This window comes from Agrobacterium sp. GW821-FHT14E08 (genome assembly GCF_058803865.1).
Genome location: NZ_JBXAPJ010000004.1, coordinates 128,133 through 142,311, shown reverse-complemented (window position 1 = coordinate 142,311; position 14,179 = coordinate 128,133). Strand labels below are relative to the sequence as shown.

Sequence of the window (14,179 nt, the reverse complement as noted above, 5' to 3'; positions counted from 1 at the left end):
CCCCATGCGCAAAACACTTCTCGCCCTTCTCCCGGCCGCCGCTTTTCTCCTCGGCACAGCCACGGCTCAAGCCGAAGAGACCAGCCGAAGCTTTACCGACGACCTCGGCCGCAGCGTTTCCATTCCGGCAAAACCAAAACGCATCGTGACGCTGCACGATATAGACCTCACCATTCCGCTGATCGAACTGGGCGTGACGCCGGTGGGTAGCCATGGCCGCATGGGCGCGGACGGCAAACCCTATCTGCGCTCCAGCGCCATTCTGACCGGTGTTGATTTCGACAATAGCGACATTGCCTATATCGGCTCCATCAATGCCGATCTGGAGGCGATTATCGCCCTCAAGCCCGATCTCATCCTGACCGAACCGGATCGCCCCACCCCCGTTGAAAAACTGGCGCAGATCGCCCCCACCGTCGCCATCGACAATAACAAAGACGGCGCGCCGCATATTTACAAGGTGCTGGCCGAGCTGACCGGCACGCAGGAGCGGCTGGCAGTTCTGGACAGGCGTTACCGCGCACAGATCGAGGCGCTGAAGGCATCGGTCGATACCGGCGCCATCACGGTTTCTGTGTTCCAGCCGCTCAACGGCAAGATCAGCGTCTACCACACCTATCGCGCGCTCGGGCGTGTGCTGCGGGACGCAGGGTTTCGTTTCCCCACCATCATCGACGCCATTCCGGATGGCGACCGTATCGAGATCAGCGCCGAACGCCTGCCGGAACTCGATGCCGATGTCATCTTCGATCCCTATCGTTCCGATACCGGCGCTTCGCCGCAGGCGGAAATCGACATGATGGAAGCCGTGATGCCGGGTTTCTGCAGCTTTCTTCAGGCCTGCCGCAACGGCCGTTACATTCTCCTGCCGCGCGAGGAAGCGATTTCCAACTCCTATGCCGCGCTCAGCCTCATGGTCTCCGCCGTCCAGTCACATTTGACGGTGCGGCCAGCGCACGAAAAGTGACGGCACCGACCATCGCGGACAAAAGCGCTTGCCTCCCGGCTTGGCACGCTGCTAATTCGTGAAGAAGAGTAGAAAACTCAGCTTCACGGAAGAATCCATGCCGGCTGGCGAAACGCATACATCAAGGCTTCGGCGCACCGACCGTTTCGGTGAGCAGCTGCGCAAGCGCCGCGACCGCCTGTCGCCGGGCCTGCTTGCGGTTGCCGAATATATTGACGGCCACCGCCATGCCGTTCTCGCCAAATCGGCGCTGGAAATCGGCTTCGAGACCAATACATCCGATGCGACCGTCATCCGCGCCATACAGGCGCTGGGCTTCCAGGGGCTGGTCGATCTCAAGGAAACGCTGGAGGCCTATCTGGGTGTGACGGATTCGCCCGTCGAAAAAATGGCCGCGACGACAAAATCCATATCCGGCAACTGCGATGCAGCGATAGATTTCGTGCTCGACAATCAAAAGAACACGCTGGAGATGCTTTCAAGCGCTGAAAACCGCGAAGCCATGGCCGCGGCCGTGCGACTTCTGTCGCAAGCGCGCGGCATCGGCGTGCTCGGCATCGGCGCCTCCGGCATCATCGCCACCTATGCGGCAAGACTGTTCCAACGCTCCGGCGTGCATTCCTATGCGCTCAACGCCACCGGCATCGCGCTTGCCGAACAGCTGCTCGAGCTTGAAAATGGCCACGTCCTCATCATGCTCCTGCACGGCCGCGCCCACCGCGAAGCCCAGACCGCCATAGCCGAGGCTGGCCGCCTCGACATCCCGATCATTATGCTGCTTGGCCAGGAAGACAGCGTGCTCAAAAAGCACGCCAACGCCTGCCTGTTCCTGCCCCGCGCCAAAACGGAAGGGGTCGCGCTCCACGCCCCAACCTTCGTTGCCATGGAAACCATGGCCCTGGCCCTCTCCGCCGCCTGCCCCGAGCGAAGCCTTGAGACGCTGGAGCGGCTGGTGGAGTTGCGGACATCTATCAGGCCGCATAAGCGGGTATAACAGCCTCCGAAAAGCCGGCTCTTGCTGTTGAGACTCTCAACTTATTCATTTGAATAATTTGCAACCCATTCAGTCCGGCTTTATACCCGAATCGTAAGAAGGTATTTGGCGCCCAAGGTGGTCGACAGAGCTGAACGGGGAGCGATTGGATGGCAAACAATCTAACGCACGCCTCTTCCGCAGCAGTCGAGCTATAGGGTTAAGAACACTAAGCACGCTTGAATGTTTGTCAAAATATTGCATGGCTGAGGTCGTTTAGAATGAAAGCTGTTATTCTCGCTGGAGGCCTCGGCACCAGAATATCTGAAGAAACCCACCTCAAGCCCAAGCCGATGGTGGAAATTGGTGGAAAGCCAATTCTATGGCACATCATGAAAATCTATTCGTCACACGGCATCAATGACTTCATCATATGCCTGGGTTATAAAGGCTACTTGATTAAAGAGTACTTCGCCAATTACTTCCTACACATGTCCGATGTGACATTCGACATGAAGACTAACAGCATGGAAGTTCATCAGCAACATGCCGAGCCTTGGCGCGTCACGCTTGTTGAAACCGGCGAAGCCACTATGACGGGTGGCCGCCTTAAACGCGTTTCCCCCTATTTAAATGACGAAGAAGCCTTCTGTTTTACTTATGGCGACGGCGTTAGCGATGTAAATATCAGGGAGCTTGTCGATTTTCATAAGCGCCATGGTGGTTTGGCAACGCTTACAGCAACATACCCGCCGGCAAGATTTGGCGCTCTGGACATACAGTCGGATCAGCGCATTACATCCTTTAAGGAAAAGCCCAAAGGGGATGGCGGAATGATAAATGGCGGCTTTTTTGTTCTGTCTCCAAAAGTTGTCGATTTCATTGAGGGCGATAACACACCCTGGGAACACGCGCCGCTCGAAAGTCTCGCCACTCAGGGAAAATTGTTCGCATATGAGCACACCGGCTTTTGGCAGCCGATGGATACACTCAGGGATAAACATCTCCTTGAGGATCTTTGGGCCCGTGGGAAAGCTCCTTGGAGGATCTGGGAGTGAATATCTCGTTCTGGCGCGGTAAACGCGTCCTGCTCACCGGGCACACGGGCTTCAAGGGAAGCTGGCTATCTCTTTGGCTACAAAATTTGGGCGCACATGTTACAGGGTTTGCGCTGCCCCCGCCGACCAACCCCTCTCTGTTTGAAGCGACAGGCGCGGCTGACGGAATGACCTCACTTATTGGGGACATACGGGATCTGGAGGCGTTGAAAAATGCGATGCGAACAGCAGACCCTGAAATTGTAATTCATATGGCCGCACAGCCTTTGGTGCGATATTCCTATGTAAATCCCGTGGAAACATTTTCGACGAACGTCATGGGCGTTGTGAATTTGCTTGAGGCGGTTCGCGAGAGCCAGAAGATCAGGGCCGTCGTCAATGTAACAACGGACAAATGCTACGAAAATCGAGAATGGCCTTGGGGGTATCGAGAAAACGAACCCATGGGCGGGTACGATCCCTATAGCAGCAGCAAAGCATGCGCGGAGCTTGTGACTGCAGCCTATCGCAGATCGTACTTTACAACACCGTCAAATGGTCATCGTGTCGCCGTGGGGACTGCACGGGCCGGCAACGTTATCGGCGGCGGAGACTGGGCAAAGGACCGCCTCATCCCAGATATTGTATATGCGTTCTCGCAGGGAGTACCGGCTTCTATCCGGAATCCGCAAGCGATTCGCCCTTGGCAGCATGTTCTTGAATCGCTTCGTGGTTACCTCGTCCTCGCGGAAAATCTCTTCGAACATGGAGATGAATTCGCAGAAGCCTGGAATTTCGGACCTAATGACGATGATGCAAAACCCGTATCATGGATCACAGAGCGCATGGCAGAGTTGTGGGGCAACGAGGCAAGCTGGTCCTGCGATGTTGGAAATCATCCGCACGAAGCTCATTTTTTGAAACTCGATATTTCGAAAGCGCGTAGTCGTCTTGCTTGGCACCCTGAACTTCGTCTGGATCGTGCACTTCAATATATTGTGGATTGGAGCAAGGCCGTTGCCGAGGGGCAGTCCGAAAGGAATGCTACCATTGCACAAATAAGAGAGTATCAAGCAGCCATAGCAAGGTAAAAATGAGAGGCCGTATTTTCCGTTCAGAATGCTTGCTGTTTAACAGGCCAACAGGAACCGTAAGCGTCCTCCAAAAGCGCAATTGAGCTTGCACAGCGCAAACTTAAACATTCCCGGTGCATTTTCGCGAAAATGGCGCTAAAGCCAGACCGCAAGGCAACGGCATTCATCAACTGTCTTTGCTCGCTCAAAGACGAAAAAGGATCGATATTATATGAGCCACTTCAAGTTTGTCATGATTTCTGCGGGTTTCGAGCACGGAGGCAATGTTACGCACCGGCACCTCGACGGGCACCCGGATCTGCTGGTTTATCCCTTTGAATCTCAGCTGGGCAGCCGCAACTTCAACGACTTTCTAGCTTCGGTCGAGCGCGTACAGTATCGTTACCCTGAATTCCCCGAAGGCGCACGCCCCTATGAACTTTATGAGCATATGATTGACGAAGAGGCCAAGACCTTCCTTCGTAAAAGAAATGGTTCAAAGTTCAAGGATGCCGACCTGGATATGGTCGAGGCGGATCGTCTGGCCATTTTTGAGGAAATCCTGGGCGATGCACCGTTCTATCCCCGGGCCAAGGTTATCGAAGCATTTTTCAGGGCAACCTTCAAAGCTTGGAAAAACTACTACACCAAGCAGCGCGAAGATATGACTTATGTTGGATATTCTCCAGCAATCGGTATCGACGCCGATCGTATCGTGCGCGATTTTCCGGATGTCCGCATCATTCACATCGTTAGAAACCCATTCTCAGCATACCGCGACACCAAGCGCCGCCCCTTCCCTCAGCCGCTCAGCAAATACCTGATCACCTGGAACATCTATCACTCCACCGTCGAGATGTACGCCAAGATGCATCCTCGGAACGTACGTATATTCCGCTATGAAGATCTTGTGGCCGATAAGGTGGAATTCATGAAGCAAGTCTCTGAATTCATAGACGTACCCTTCAGCGAAACGATGCTTTACCCCAGCTGGAACGGCGTCGAGATCAAGGACAATATTGCCCCCTGGGGCACGGTGCTTAAGAGCACAGAGGAATATAACGAGGCAATCATCAACGAACTGACGGGCGCGGAAAAAGCACAGATCGCCCACGGTTCTATGGCCCTTGCACGTCATTTCGGTTTCGACAAGATCAGCTACCTCAAGGACTATTACGGTGCTTAGCAAGTTGCGGCACCTTAGTGCCGCAAATACTTTCAATCCGTTGAAAGAGGATTTGATGTCCGGGCTCCAAAGAATTTTTGGGGCCCACTTGGTGAAAATTGAGGTCGTCGACGGTGGCACGCTCGGGCTCTGCTTCACAGGGGAATTACTCGGACAGAAAAGGTTCTTTAAAACTTACGCCACCCCTGCGGGACGCTCTACCCTTGAGCGCGAGGCTGCTTTTCTCGTGGCAACGGCAGGGGCACGCGTAGACGCGGGTTTGAATTCCGTGACATCGGGGCAAGAAACCCGGACCTGGTTGAATATGAAGGTTCTTCAGCCCGGCTATCCGCTTCATCCAGAGGCGGTACGTGATATCGTGTCTTGTTACGAAAGGGCGCTTTCCCCAATAGAGAGCGAGATAGCGATACCTTCGTCGGAAAGTTTCGATTTGTTACTTTCCGAAGCGAACGCTGCCTTGGCGACGCTTTCACAGGAACGGCTGATTTCGGGGAGAATAACGGAGCAGGTCCAAAATTGTCTTGATTTGCTTCTTTCATCTGCTCCCGCTTGGGAACGTCAGATTTGCCACGGCGATTTGAGCCCTGCAAACATCCGATCTGACGATATGGGACCTGTCGTTGTCGACTGGGAGGACGCATTCTGGGGAGTTGCCGGATACGATTATCTTTATTGGCTTACGTTTTTTGAAAACAGAAAATGGCTGCTACCGGAACAACTTGGGCATACATGTCTAGGGAAAAAAAACGAAGTCGCAATAATGACCGCAGTCATACTGTTAAAATCTATATTATCCGTACGGAATGGTAGCTATAGAGCAAATGCAATCAGTTTCGATCAACGCTTAACGGAAGTGATAAAACTTGACTGCGACAATTGATGGCATTGCGTCGCAGGGCGCAACAAGACATGATCTTAAAACGCTGATAGTGGACGCTAGGAGCGACTTCGAGACTCTGCAAGATGCACGCCTGTTTATCACCGGAGGCACCGGTTATATAGGTCGCTGGCTACTCGAAGCTATTAGCTATGCGAACACACATATGAATCTTGGCATGCAGGCGGTAATACTCAGTCGCGATCCCGACCGTTTCGCGAAATTATACCCTAATCTGGCCAATGATTCCGCGCTATCATTCATACAAGGTGATGTGCGCGAATTTCATATCGAAAATCCTCGCTTTACGCATATCATTCACGCGGCCACGGACGTAATCGCCGTAAACTCTCCGCTTGATGTGTTTGACGTCACTGTGCAAGGCACACGCCGCGTTCTCGATCTTGCTCGTGACAGTGGCGCCACCAAAGTTTTGTTACTATCTTCCGGCGCAGTTTATGGCCGCGACACCGGCCAGAGGGATCGATTTTCGGAGACATCAGCCGTGTCTGCCGATGTGTCCTCAACCAGCTCGGCATATGGATTGGGTAAGATCAATACCGAATGGTTAGGCAATACCTACGGGCAGCAATACGGTTTCGCCTGCAAATCCGCCCGTATTTTCGCTCAGATTGGTCCCTATCTCGAACTGGACGCCCAATTCGCTGCCGGGAATTTTATGCGTGATGCCATGCTGGATCTCCCTATAACGATAAAGGGTGACGGGAAAGCGATACGTTCATATATGTATGCGACCGATCTTGTGGAGTGGCTAATCGCAATTTTGGTTCGAGGACAGGCGGGCAAAGCGTACAATGTCGGATCAGACGATCCAGTCTCAATTGCGGCGCTTGCGCAAGCGATTGCTCGAATAGCGGGCTTGAACCAATCAAAAGTTCAAATTCTCGGTCAGACCGTAAAAGGTGCCGCTCCGGATCTCTATGTCCCCGAAACCCATGTCACGCGCACTGAGCTTGGTCTTTCAATACGAGTATCGTTGGACGACGCCTTAACGCGCACTATGGAATGGTATAAGCCAATTATTGCGAGCAGGAAACAGCCATGACTGACCTTTCGACATATGCAAAACAGGTTCGGTTGCGGGTGCTGGAGCTCTGCAGCCTCAAGCGCACGTCTCATATTGGCGGCGCCTTCTCCGTTGCCGACATTCTCGCGGTACTTTATGGACGCGTTCTGAACGTGTCGGCCGATGCCGTGGACAACCCGAACCGGGACCGCTTGTTCTATAGCAAAGGTCACGCATGCACCGCGCTCTATGCCATGCTGGAACTCAAGGGCTTCTTTGCGGGTAAAGACCTCCTGCGTGAGTTTACGGAAAACGGCAGCTATTTCACATCACATATCAACCACAACCTGCCGGGGGTTGAATTGTCCACAGGTAGCCTCGGTCATGCACTCGGTGTGGCCTGCGGTAGTGCTCTTGCTGGAAAGCGTTTGAAGCGCGCGAATAGCGTTTTTGCCATATTGAGCGACGGAGAGCTGGATGAAGGCTCGAATTGGGAGGCGATCATGTTTGCCGCTCATAATCACCTCGACAATCTTGTCGCAATCATTGACTACAACAAGATACAAAGCTTCGGCAGGGTATGCGACGTGATGAATCTTGAACCTCTGGCGGATAAATTCCGCGCTTTCAACTGGGAGGTAGAGGAAGTGGACGGACATTCGACCACCGACCTGTTGGAGCTTTTAAGTCGCTTCAAGGCAAGCCGTGATGGCAAACCAAAATGCGTTATCGCGCATACGGTGAAAGGAAAAGGTGTAGGCTTCATGGAAAACGATCTTGCTTGGCACTATCGCTCTCCATCGGCTGCCGACGTCGTGAAAGCGCGTGAAGAGTTGGAGTCTGTTTGATGCGTAACAGTTTTATCAACACGCTTTGTGACCTTGCCGAAGAGAACGACGACGTATTCCTTTTGTGCGGTGATCTGGGTTACTCGGTTCTTGAGCCTTTCGCGCAGCGTTATCCCGACCGTTTTTTGAATGCCGGCATAGCCGAACAGAATATGACGCAGGTTGCCGTAGGCTTAGCCCGCGAAGGATACAATGTTTTCACCTATTCCATCGGCAATTTCCCAACGCTCCGCTGTATGGAACAGATCCGCTACGATGTCTGCTATCATGAAGCCAATGTAAAAGTTGTGGCCGTAGGCGCCGGTTATGCTTACGGATCACAAGGCGTCTCGCACCACACGACAGAAGATTTGGCAATGATGCGCGCTCTGCCGGGCATGACAATCTGCGCGCCGGCTGACGCATTGGAAGCGCGCGCGGCCGCCGTTTTCATGACGAAGCATAAGGGGCCGGGCTATATCAGATTAAATAAGTCCGGAGAAATCCATCTGCACGATCCCAACACTCCCCTGTCCTTCGTCCCGGGTGAGTTCATATCTGTGAGAGAAGGGTCTGAAACTCTGGTTTTGGCAACGGGAGCTGTTGGCGCTCCAATTCTTCAAGAGATGAAAGATAGCGGTCGTGATTGGGCATTTTGGAGTGCGCCTTTTGTAGGAGGTTACAAAAAAGACGTTCTCATTGATATGGCGCAGCGATTTCAAAGGATTGTCACCGTCGAGGAGCATCAGCTCAATGGTGGCTTTGGAAGTTCGATTGTCGAAGCTTTAAGCGATCTGTGCGCATGTGGCGAACTGGCACAAATCCCTCTCGTGAAACGAATTGCCGTTCCCAATACTTTCATCAGCACATCCGGTACGCAGGAATATTTGCGGCAAGTTGCGGGTATAACGATCACAGAAACCGGCTGGTAAGATCAGGAAACGACGACATGCCAGCCAAACCGTATCAATTCGATATCAGGATAGTAAAATTCTTGATAGTTGGCGTCATCAATACAATCTTTGGATACACGATATACGTCGCCAGTCTCTGGATCGGATTACACTATACGGCAGCAGTCGCAGCCTCCACAATTCTCGGAACGTTGTTCAATTTCAAAAGCATAGGTGCATTTGTATTTGAATCCCGGAATAATGCGTTGTTGCTTCGCTTTGTCGGCGTGTATTTGTTCTTATATCTGCTGAATATCTCAGGGGTAAGTCTTCTCGTTCATTTCGATGTGCCTGCGTGGTTTGCTGGCTTGCTGCTTCTATTGCCCTTGGCAATTTTATCTTTCCTCCTAAATCGGCGTTATGTATTTTCCCCATGAGAAAAAAGATCAGCATAGTAACTCCTCTCTTTAACGAAGAGGAAAATGTCGTTGAGCTGTGCGAACGCATAGCCGCCACTATGGCGAAATTGCCATATGACTACGAACACCTTTGCATAGACAATTGTTCGAAAGACAATACCGTGGCGATTCTTCGTTCCAGAGCGAAGAACGACAAGAATTTACGCGTTATCGTGAACAGCAGAAATTTCGGTTATATCCGCTCCTCTTTTCATGCTCTTCTGCAAGCTTCCGGAGACGCGGCGGTCTTGATAGCTTCCGACCTTCAGGATCCACCAGAAATGATCGCCGAGTTCGTGAAAAAGTGGGAAGATGGTTTCAAGACCGTTATGGCGGTAAAACCCGTCAGTGACGAGTCGTCCGTCATGTTTGCCGTTCGAAAGCTGTATTATTCAGCCGTAGGCAGAATCTCCGAGGTGCCTCTTATCCAGAACGCGACGGGGTCCGGACTATTTGACCGCGCAGTCATCGATATCCTCAAACAAATGAATGACCCATACCCGTATTTCCGGGGGCTCGTATGCGAAATTGGCTATCCGATTGCGACTGTTCCATTTAAGCAGCCGAGACGAGCACGCGGCGTAACCAGTCAGAATTTTTATTCGCTATATGACATGGCGATGCTCGGGATCACGAAACACTCAAAGGTTCCTTTGCGTCTCATGACGCTTTCCGGATTTGCTCTCGCGTGCCTAAGCCTGTTGGTTGCATTCGGCTACTTTGTTGCGAAACTGGTTATGTGGAACTCATTTGACATTGGCCTAGCGCCAATTTTGATCGGTATATTTTTCTTTGGTGCCGTCCAGATGATTTTTCTCGGCATGCTCGGAGAATATATCGGCGCGATTCAGACTCAGGTGCGAAGTCTACCACTTGTGGTTGAGGCGGAGCGCATAAATTTTGACGCTACTCGAACGAGCGATTGAGAAATAATTGATCTGAACCTGTCATATCAACGATAAATTGGGCCGTTTGGAGCTGGGATTTTCGGTTTGTGGTGCCTGATGGGAAGAAGAAAAAATTCAATAAGGGCCTCGAAATTTTCAGAAGCGCAAGTCGCATTCATCTTTGAGCGGGTACGCATACGGTTAGCGTGGCAGAGGGAAAAACAGTTCTTCGCCGTGATCGGGCCGAGAACTTCAGCTTCCGGTTTTCGAACGTTTAGCCTCAAAAATCCCAGGGGATTCCAATTCCGCAGGCTCAGAGCCCCTAGGCTAGGGCCTGAGCGTCGCAGGGCAGGATGCTTGTGTATGAATAAACTACCGAGTTTCTATTCAGTCTCTATCTTAAAACTATGAAGCCCAAGTCCAAGCGCCCGGGTGTCCCTGTTCGATGCATCCAAAACATTTGGAGGTGTAAATGACTCAGGCCTGAATTCAACAAAAAGTGCTGGTGGAGACTCAGCATTTCGGTGTCCTTGAAGCATATGGAAAGGAATAATTAATTCCCGTTTCCCGCGCTGATGTTCAGACGTAAAAGTCCACTCGGCAATCTCGGCACCTTCCAACAAAACCGTGACTTTCTGCTCCACCTGTTTGCCAAGCAAAACAGCATCGACATCAAAAATTAATCTGATATCCGTTTGGGGCCGAAAGGGGATTATAACGGACATCGTATGGCTCTCCCCAACGCCCCACACCCCCCAGTCTTCCACATCACCCCAGCCATCTCTCAAATAAGTTTTTAAAAGTTGCGTAGGAACCCAGGAGCCGACTGAAGAGTCCCGGAGCCTCTTAATTCGCCAATTTTCGAATTTATCGGATGTCCGCGCCTTTCGAACAATCACGCTACCGCAGCTATCCGCTAATGGTATCAAGCACTCTGGTTTATCGGAAAAAAATTCGTCGGCTGCATTCTCGGCTCCGTCCCAATGCAAGCTCGAATAATCATGCAAAACTATAAATCCGCCCTCCGCCATTCTTGGGTAGAAATAGCTCAACGCGCTCATTATTGGACTGTAAAGGTCACAATCAAGATGCACTAGGCAAAATTTTAGATTGTCCGGGATTTGCGCAGCCGACTCCGGGAAATATCCTTTTACATAAACCGTATTGTTGTCACCAACGAAGTCACGGACCGTTTCGAGACTCGTATCGGAAAACTGCATCGGAATAGATGAGTCAATACCTTTGATATCTCTCGAATCAAATCCCTCGAACGTATCAAATAGATAAGCTGTTCGCCCGAGATCCTTAGCAAAATTTGCCAATATGTAAGATGTATTCCCTTTATAAACACCGAGTTCAGCAATATCGCCAGCAATACCCTCTTTCCTTATTTGGTCATGCACAAGACAAAAAGTAAAAAATCGGTTCATATCGCCTTTATTCACTTGTTCATTATGAATAAAACCGCTCACTAGATTTTTTAGAGGAAGCGCATTTCCCCTATTCTTATACATTTTATAATTCATAGAGTATCGCTGCGGTACAGCCGAACGAAGATCGCGGGGCCAAGCATCGCCAAACTCCGAATCGCGAGAGGTATTGGAAAACTTTTTCAACCAATTCGAAACAAACTTCATTCTTATTCCACCAAGCGCTTATATTCGTTATGCAGTCACTATAGTTTTGGCTCGCAATCATGGCCAACCTGCACTATAGGCTATATTTCGCGTAAAAGTTGTCTAATGAAGAATACATATCACGCGTTGCATCCTTGTCTAACCTATGCGCATCCGCATAGTCTGACAACCACACTGCCGTGGAAAATCAACAGCGAAAGCACCAGCTGCCAATTCGCGTGCCATTGCCTCCGACCCTCGTTGGGTTTACCGAAGACCATTTAATTCAAGTCATGCAGACGACGCGCCCTGTCAAATCCGGGGAGCACGTCAAAACGACGATGGAGCAAACTCAGAGCTGGATATAACGCATGACAAAATCAAAATGTTTTACAATCCGAAAGGCAAACACATTGAGAACGGGAAGCCGTGTCGCGTCGAGTTCGAGAAGTAGCCGAAAATCTAACCCGAGCGTATTTATGACCCTCTGGGCTATTCACGCATCACTTTAATGTTCGCGCGCGTTTGATTATTCCAGTTGTGGACTTGCCAGGGAGAAGCTCAAAACGCAACACTTCCCCCCCTCTTGCAAGCACGGATTCCGCTCCGACAATTTCATCAATTTTGTAGTCGGCGCCTTTGACAAGCAACGACGGCTCGAGAAAGTCGATAAGCTCTTTCGGCGTATCGTGATCAAAGATCACAACAGCATCAACCACGGCCAAGGCAGACAACAGGTTCGCACGGTCATCTTGGGAGTTTATAGGGCGCTCAGGCCCTTTCAATCTGCGTATCGACGCGTCCGCATTTACGCCAACAATCAGCCGGTCGCAGTGGGATCTTGCGAAATCCAAGATTGAAGTGTGACCCACATGAAGAATATCAAAACACCCATTTGTGAAGCCTACCTTGAGCCCGTCATTTTGCCAGGATCGCGATACGACTTTTGCTTCCTCCCAGGAGAGCACTTTTACAGACGAAGGCGTGTGCCCTGTATCGCTTTCCTTAGCCAACTCCTCCATAAGTTCCGATCGCGTAGTTGTTGCAGTTCCACGCTTGCCAACCACAATTCCCGCAGCCGTATTTGCGACATGGGCTGCCAGCTCCACGCTTCCTCCACAGGCCATGACCAGCGACAGGGTGGCGATAACAGTGTCTCCTGCACCAACGACATCAGACACTTCGCGTGCAGCAGCAGAAATATGCACGACGGGGTCCGTTTGGCCCACCAATGTCATACCCTTTTCCGCACGTGTTATAAGGACATGCTCAAGATCCAGCGACTTCAATATCTCCTGGCCGGCAATAATCGCTGATTCATCATCGAGCGGATCAATACCGGTCGCGACCCGCGTCTCTGTAGAGTTCGGCGTCAAAAGGGTTGATCCACTGTAACGAGAAAAATCCTTGGACTTGGGATCGACAATAACGGGTACGTTTCTGGCCCGCGCCAGAGAGATTATACGCGTGAGCACGCCTTTGGTCAGCACACCTTTCGCGTAGTCGGAGAGGATGAGCACGTCATGATTACCCATGAAGCCATCAATGACGTTGAAAATCTCGTTTTCCGTGCCTTCATCTATGTCGACAGAGACCTCGCTATCAACACGCAACAAATGCTGACCGTTGGTCACAAAGCGAGTCTTTTCACTGGTTGGCCTATCTTTAGCAACCACCAGCCTGGGCAAAATTCGATCGTCAGTTTCCAACAATTCCCGAATAGTGTCGGCTGCCTTATCGTTACCGACAACTCCTACGATGGTACAACGCCCCCCCAAGGAAGAGATGTTGCGAGCAACATTGGCAGCTCCGCCCGCAAAAACGTCTATCTTCTCTTCGGATAAAATCGGGATCGGACTTTCAGGAGATATACGCTTGACAACACCGGATACGAACCGGTCCAGCATAACGTCTCCCAGGCAGAGAATCTTGGCGGAATCAAACTTTTCTATTACAGACATCGAACCTTCACCTATCAACCGCCGATACGATCTTTGAGATTGGTGCATTGTTATTCCGCTCGAATCTTCGCCTCGAATAACGTTCACGGCCGAGCGTGTATCGCGGAACAATGGAAGTTTCAAGAAAGAACGTCACAAGCTTTCACGAAGCTCGATTCTGATGATCAACTCACGGTTCGAGGTGCTGGCTCAACAACCCCAACAGCGTGGACAGGAGGGGAAAGGAGCTCTGATTGGTTCCTCGACACCTTACCGACACGCGCTCGGAAAACTCCCTTTGCGGGCTCTGCGCCTGGTTTCAGCCATACTCGTTGCCTTGCCTTAGAAATATCAGGAAACTGTCACTTTCGGGAACGGCTAGAGCATTTTTGCAAACTGAAGAAGCTCAGGCATTCAC

General features: G+C 51.2%; 13 protein-coding genes. 11 read left to right on the top strand and 2 right to left on the bottom strand.

The annotated features are described in order from the left end of the window. Positions 1 to 4 precede the first annotated feature (4 nt). The 11 genes from AC1ROR_RS16915 to AC1ROR_RS16865 all read left to right on the top strand — a co-directional run bounded on the left by AC1ROR_RS16915 (position 5) and on the right by AC1ROR_RS16865 (position 10,244). Positions 5 to 967: an ABC transporter substrate-binding protein gene (locus AC1ROR_RS16915; RefSeq protein ID WP_498590121.1), complete on the top strand. Its 963-nt coding sequence runs from the start codon at positions 5 to 7 to the stop codon at positions 965 to 967. 97 nt (positions 968 to 1,064) lie between these two features. Next, on the top strand, positions 1,065 to 1,961 hold the full coding sequence (locus AC1ROR_RS16910; protein ID WP_137039717.1) for a MurR/RpiR family transcriptional regulator: 897 nt from the start codon (positions 1,065 to 1,067) through the stop codon (positions 1,959 to 1,961). A gap of 260 nt (positions 1,962 to 2,221) precedes the next feature. Then, positions 2,222 to 2,998 (top strand): glucose-1-phosphate cytidylyltransferase, encoded by a 777-nt coding sequence (gene rfbF / locus AC1ROR_RS16905; RefSeq protein WP_035224761.1) that lies wholly within the window; start codon positions 2,222 to 2,224, stop codon positions 2,996 to 2,998. Further along, positions 2,980 to 4,068: a CDP-glucose 4,6-dehydratase gene (gene rfbG / locus AC1ROR_RS16900; protein ID WP_308400463.1), complete on the top strand. Its 1,089-nt coding sequence runs from the start codon at positions 2,980 to 2,982 to the stop codon at positions 4,066 to 4,068. The genes rfbF and rfbG overlap by 19 nt, the downstream gene beginning before the upstream one ends. 214 nt (positions 4,069 to 4,282) lie before the next feature. Next, positions 4,283 to 5,236, top strand: a complete 954-nt coding sequence (locus tag AC1ROR_RS16895) for a sulfotransferase family protein (protein WP_498590120.1) — start codon at positions 4,283 to 4,285, stop codon at positions 5,234 to 5,236. After that, on the top strand, positions 5,229 to 6,116 hold the full coding sequence (locus tag AC1ROR_RS16890) for a phosphotransferase (protein WP_498590119.1): 888 nt from the start codon (positions 5,229 to 5,231) through the stop codon (positions 6,114 to 6,116). The genes AC1ROR_RS16895 and AC1ROR_RS16890 overlap by 8 nt, the downstream gene beginning before the upstream one ends. Continuing rightward, on the top strand, positions 6,100 to 7,179 hold the full coding sequence (locus AC1ROR_RS16885; RefSeq protein WP_498590118.1) for an NAD-dependent epimerase/dehydratase family protein: 1,080 nt from the start codon (positions 6,100 to 6,102) through the stop codon (positions 7,177 to 7,179). Before AC1ROR_RS16890 ends, AC1ROR_RS16885 begins: the two co-directional genes overlap by 17 nt. Then, positions 7,176 to 7,988, top strand: a complete 813-nt coding sequence (locus AC1ROR_RS16880; protein ID WP_498590117.1) for a transketolase — start codon at positions 7,176 to 7,178, stop codon at positions 7,986 to 7,988. Before AC1ROR_RS16885 ends, AC1ROR_RS16880 begins: the two co-directional genes overlap by 4 nt. Then, positions 7,988 to 8,899 (top strand): transketolase family protein, encoded by a 912-nt coding sequence (locus AC1ROR_RS16875; protein ID WP_498590116.1) that lies wholly within the window; start codon positions 7,988 to 7,990, stop codon positions 8,897 to 8,899. The genes AC1ROR_RS16880 and AC1ROR_RS16875 overlap by 1 nt, the downstream gene beginning before the upstream one ends. A gap of 17 nt (positions 8,900 to 8,916) precedes the next feature. Continuing rightward, positions 8,917 to 9,297 (top strand): GtrA family protein, encoded by a 381-nt coding sequence (locus tag AC1ROR_RS16870; protein ID WP_498590115.1) that lies wholly within the window; start codon positions 8,917 to 8,919, stop codon positions 9,295 to 9,297. Further along, on the top strand, positions 9,294 to 10,244 hold the full coding sequence (locus AC1ROR_RS16865; RefSeq protein ID WP_035224748.1) for a glycosyltransferase family 2 protein: 951 nt from the start codon (positions 9,294 to 9,296) through the stop codon (positions 10,242 to 10,244). Before AC1ROR_RS16870 ends, AC1ROR_RS16865 begins: the two co-directional genes overlap by 4 nt. A 344-nt stretch (positions 10,245 to 10,588) precedes the next feature. On the opposite strand, the gene AC1ROR_RS16860 is transcribed toward AC1ROR_RS16865, so the two are convergent. Both AC1ROR_RS16860 and rfaE1 read right to left on the bottom strand, forming a co-directional pair. Further along, the gene (locus tag AC1ROR_RS16860; protein WP_498590114.1) at positions 10,589 to 11,842 is read right to left on the bottom strand and encodes a TylF/MycF/NovP-related O-methyltransferase; all 1,254 of its coding nucleotides are present in this window, start codon (positions 11,840 to 11,842) and stop codon (positions 10,589 to 10,591) included. 482 nt (positions 11,843 to 12,324) lie between these two features. Beyond that, on the bottom strand, positions 12,325 to 13,782 hold the full coding sequence (gene rfaE1, locus AC1ROR_RS16855) for a D-glycero-beta-D-manno-heptose-7-phosphate kinase (RefSeq protein ID WP_498590113.1): 1,458 nt from the start codon (positions 13,780 to 13,782) through the stop codon (positions 12,325 to 12,327). Between the last annotated feature and the right edge of the window lie 397 nt (positions 13,783 to 14,179).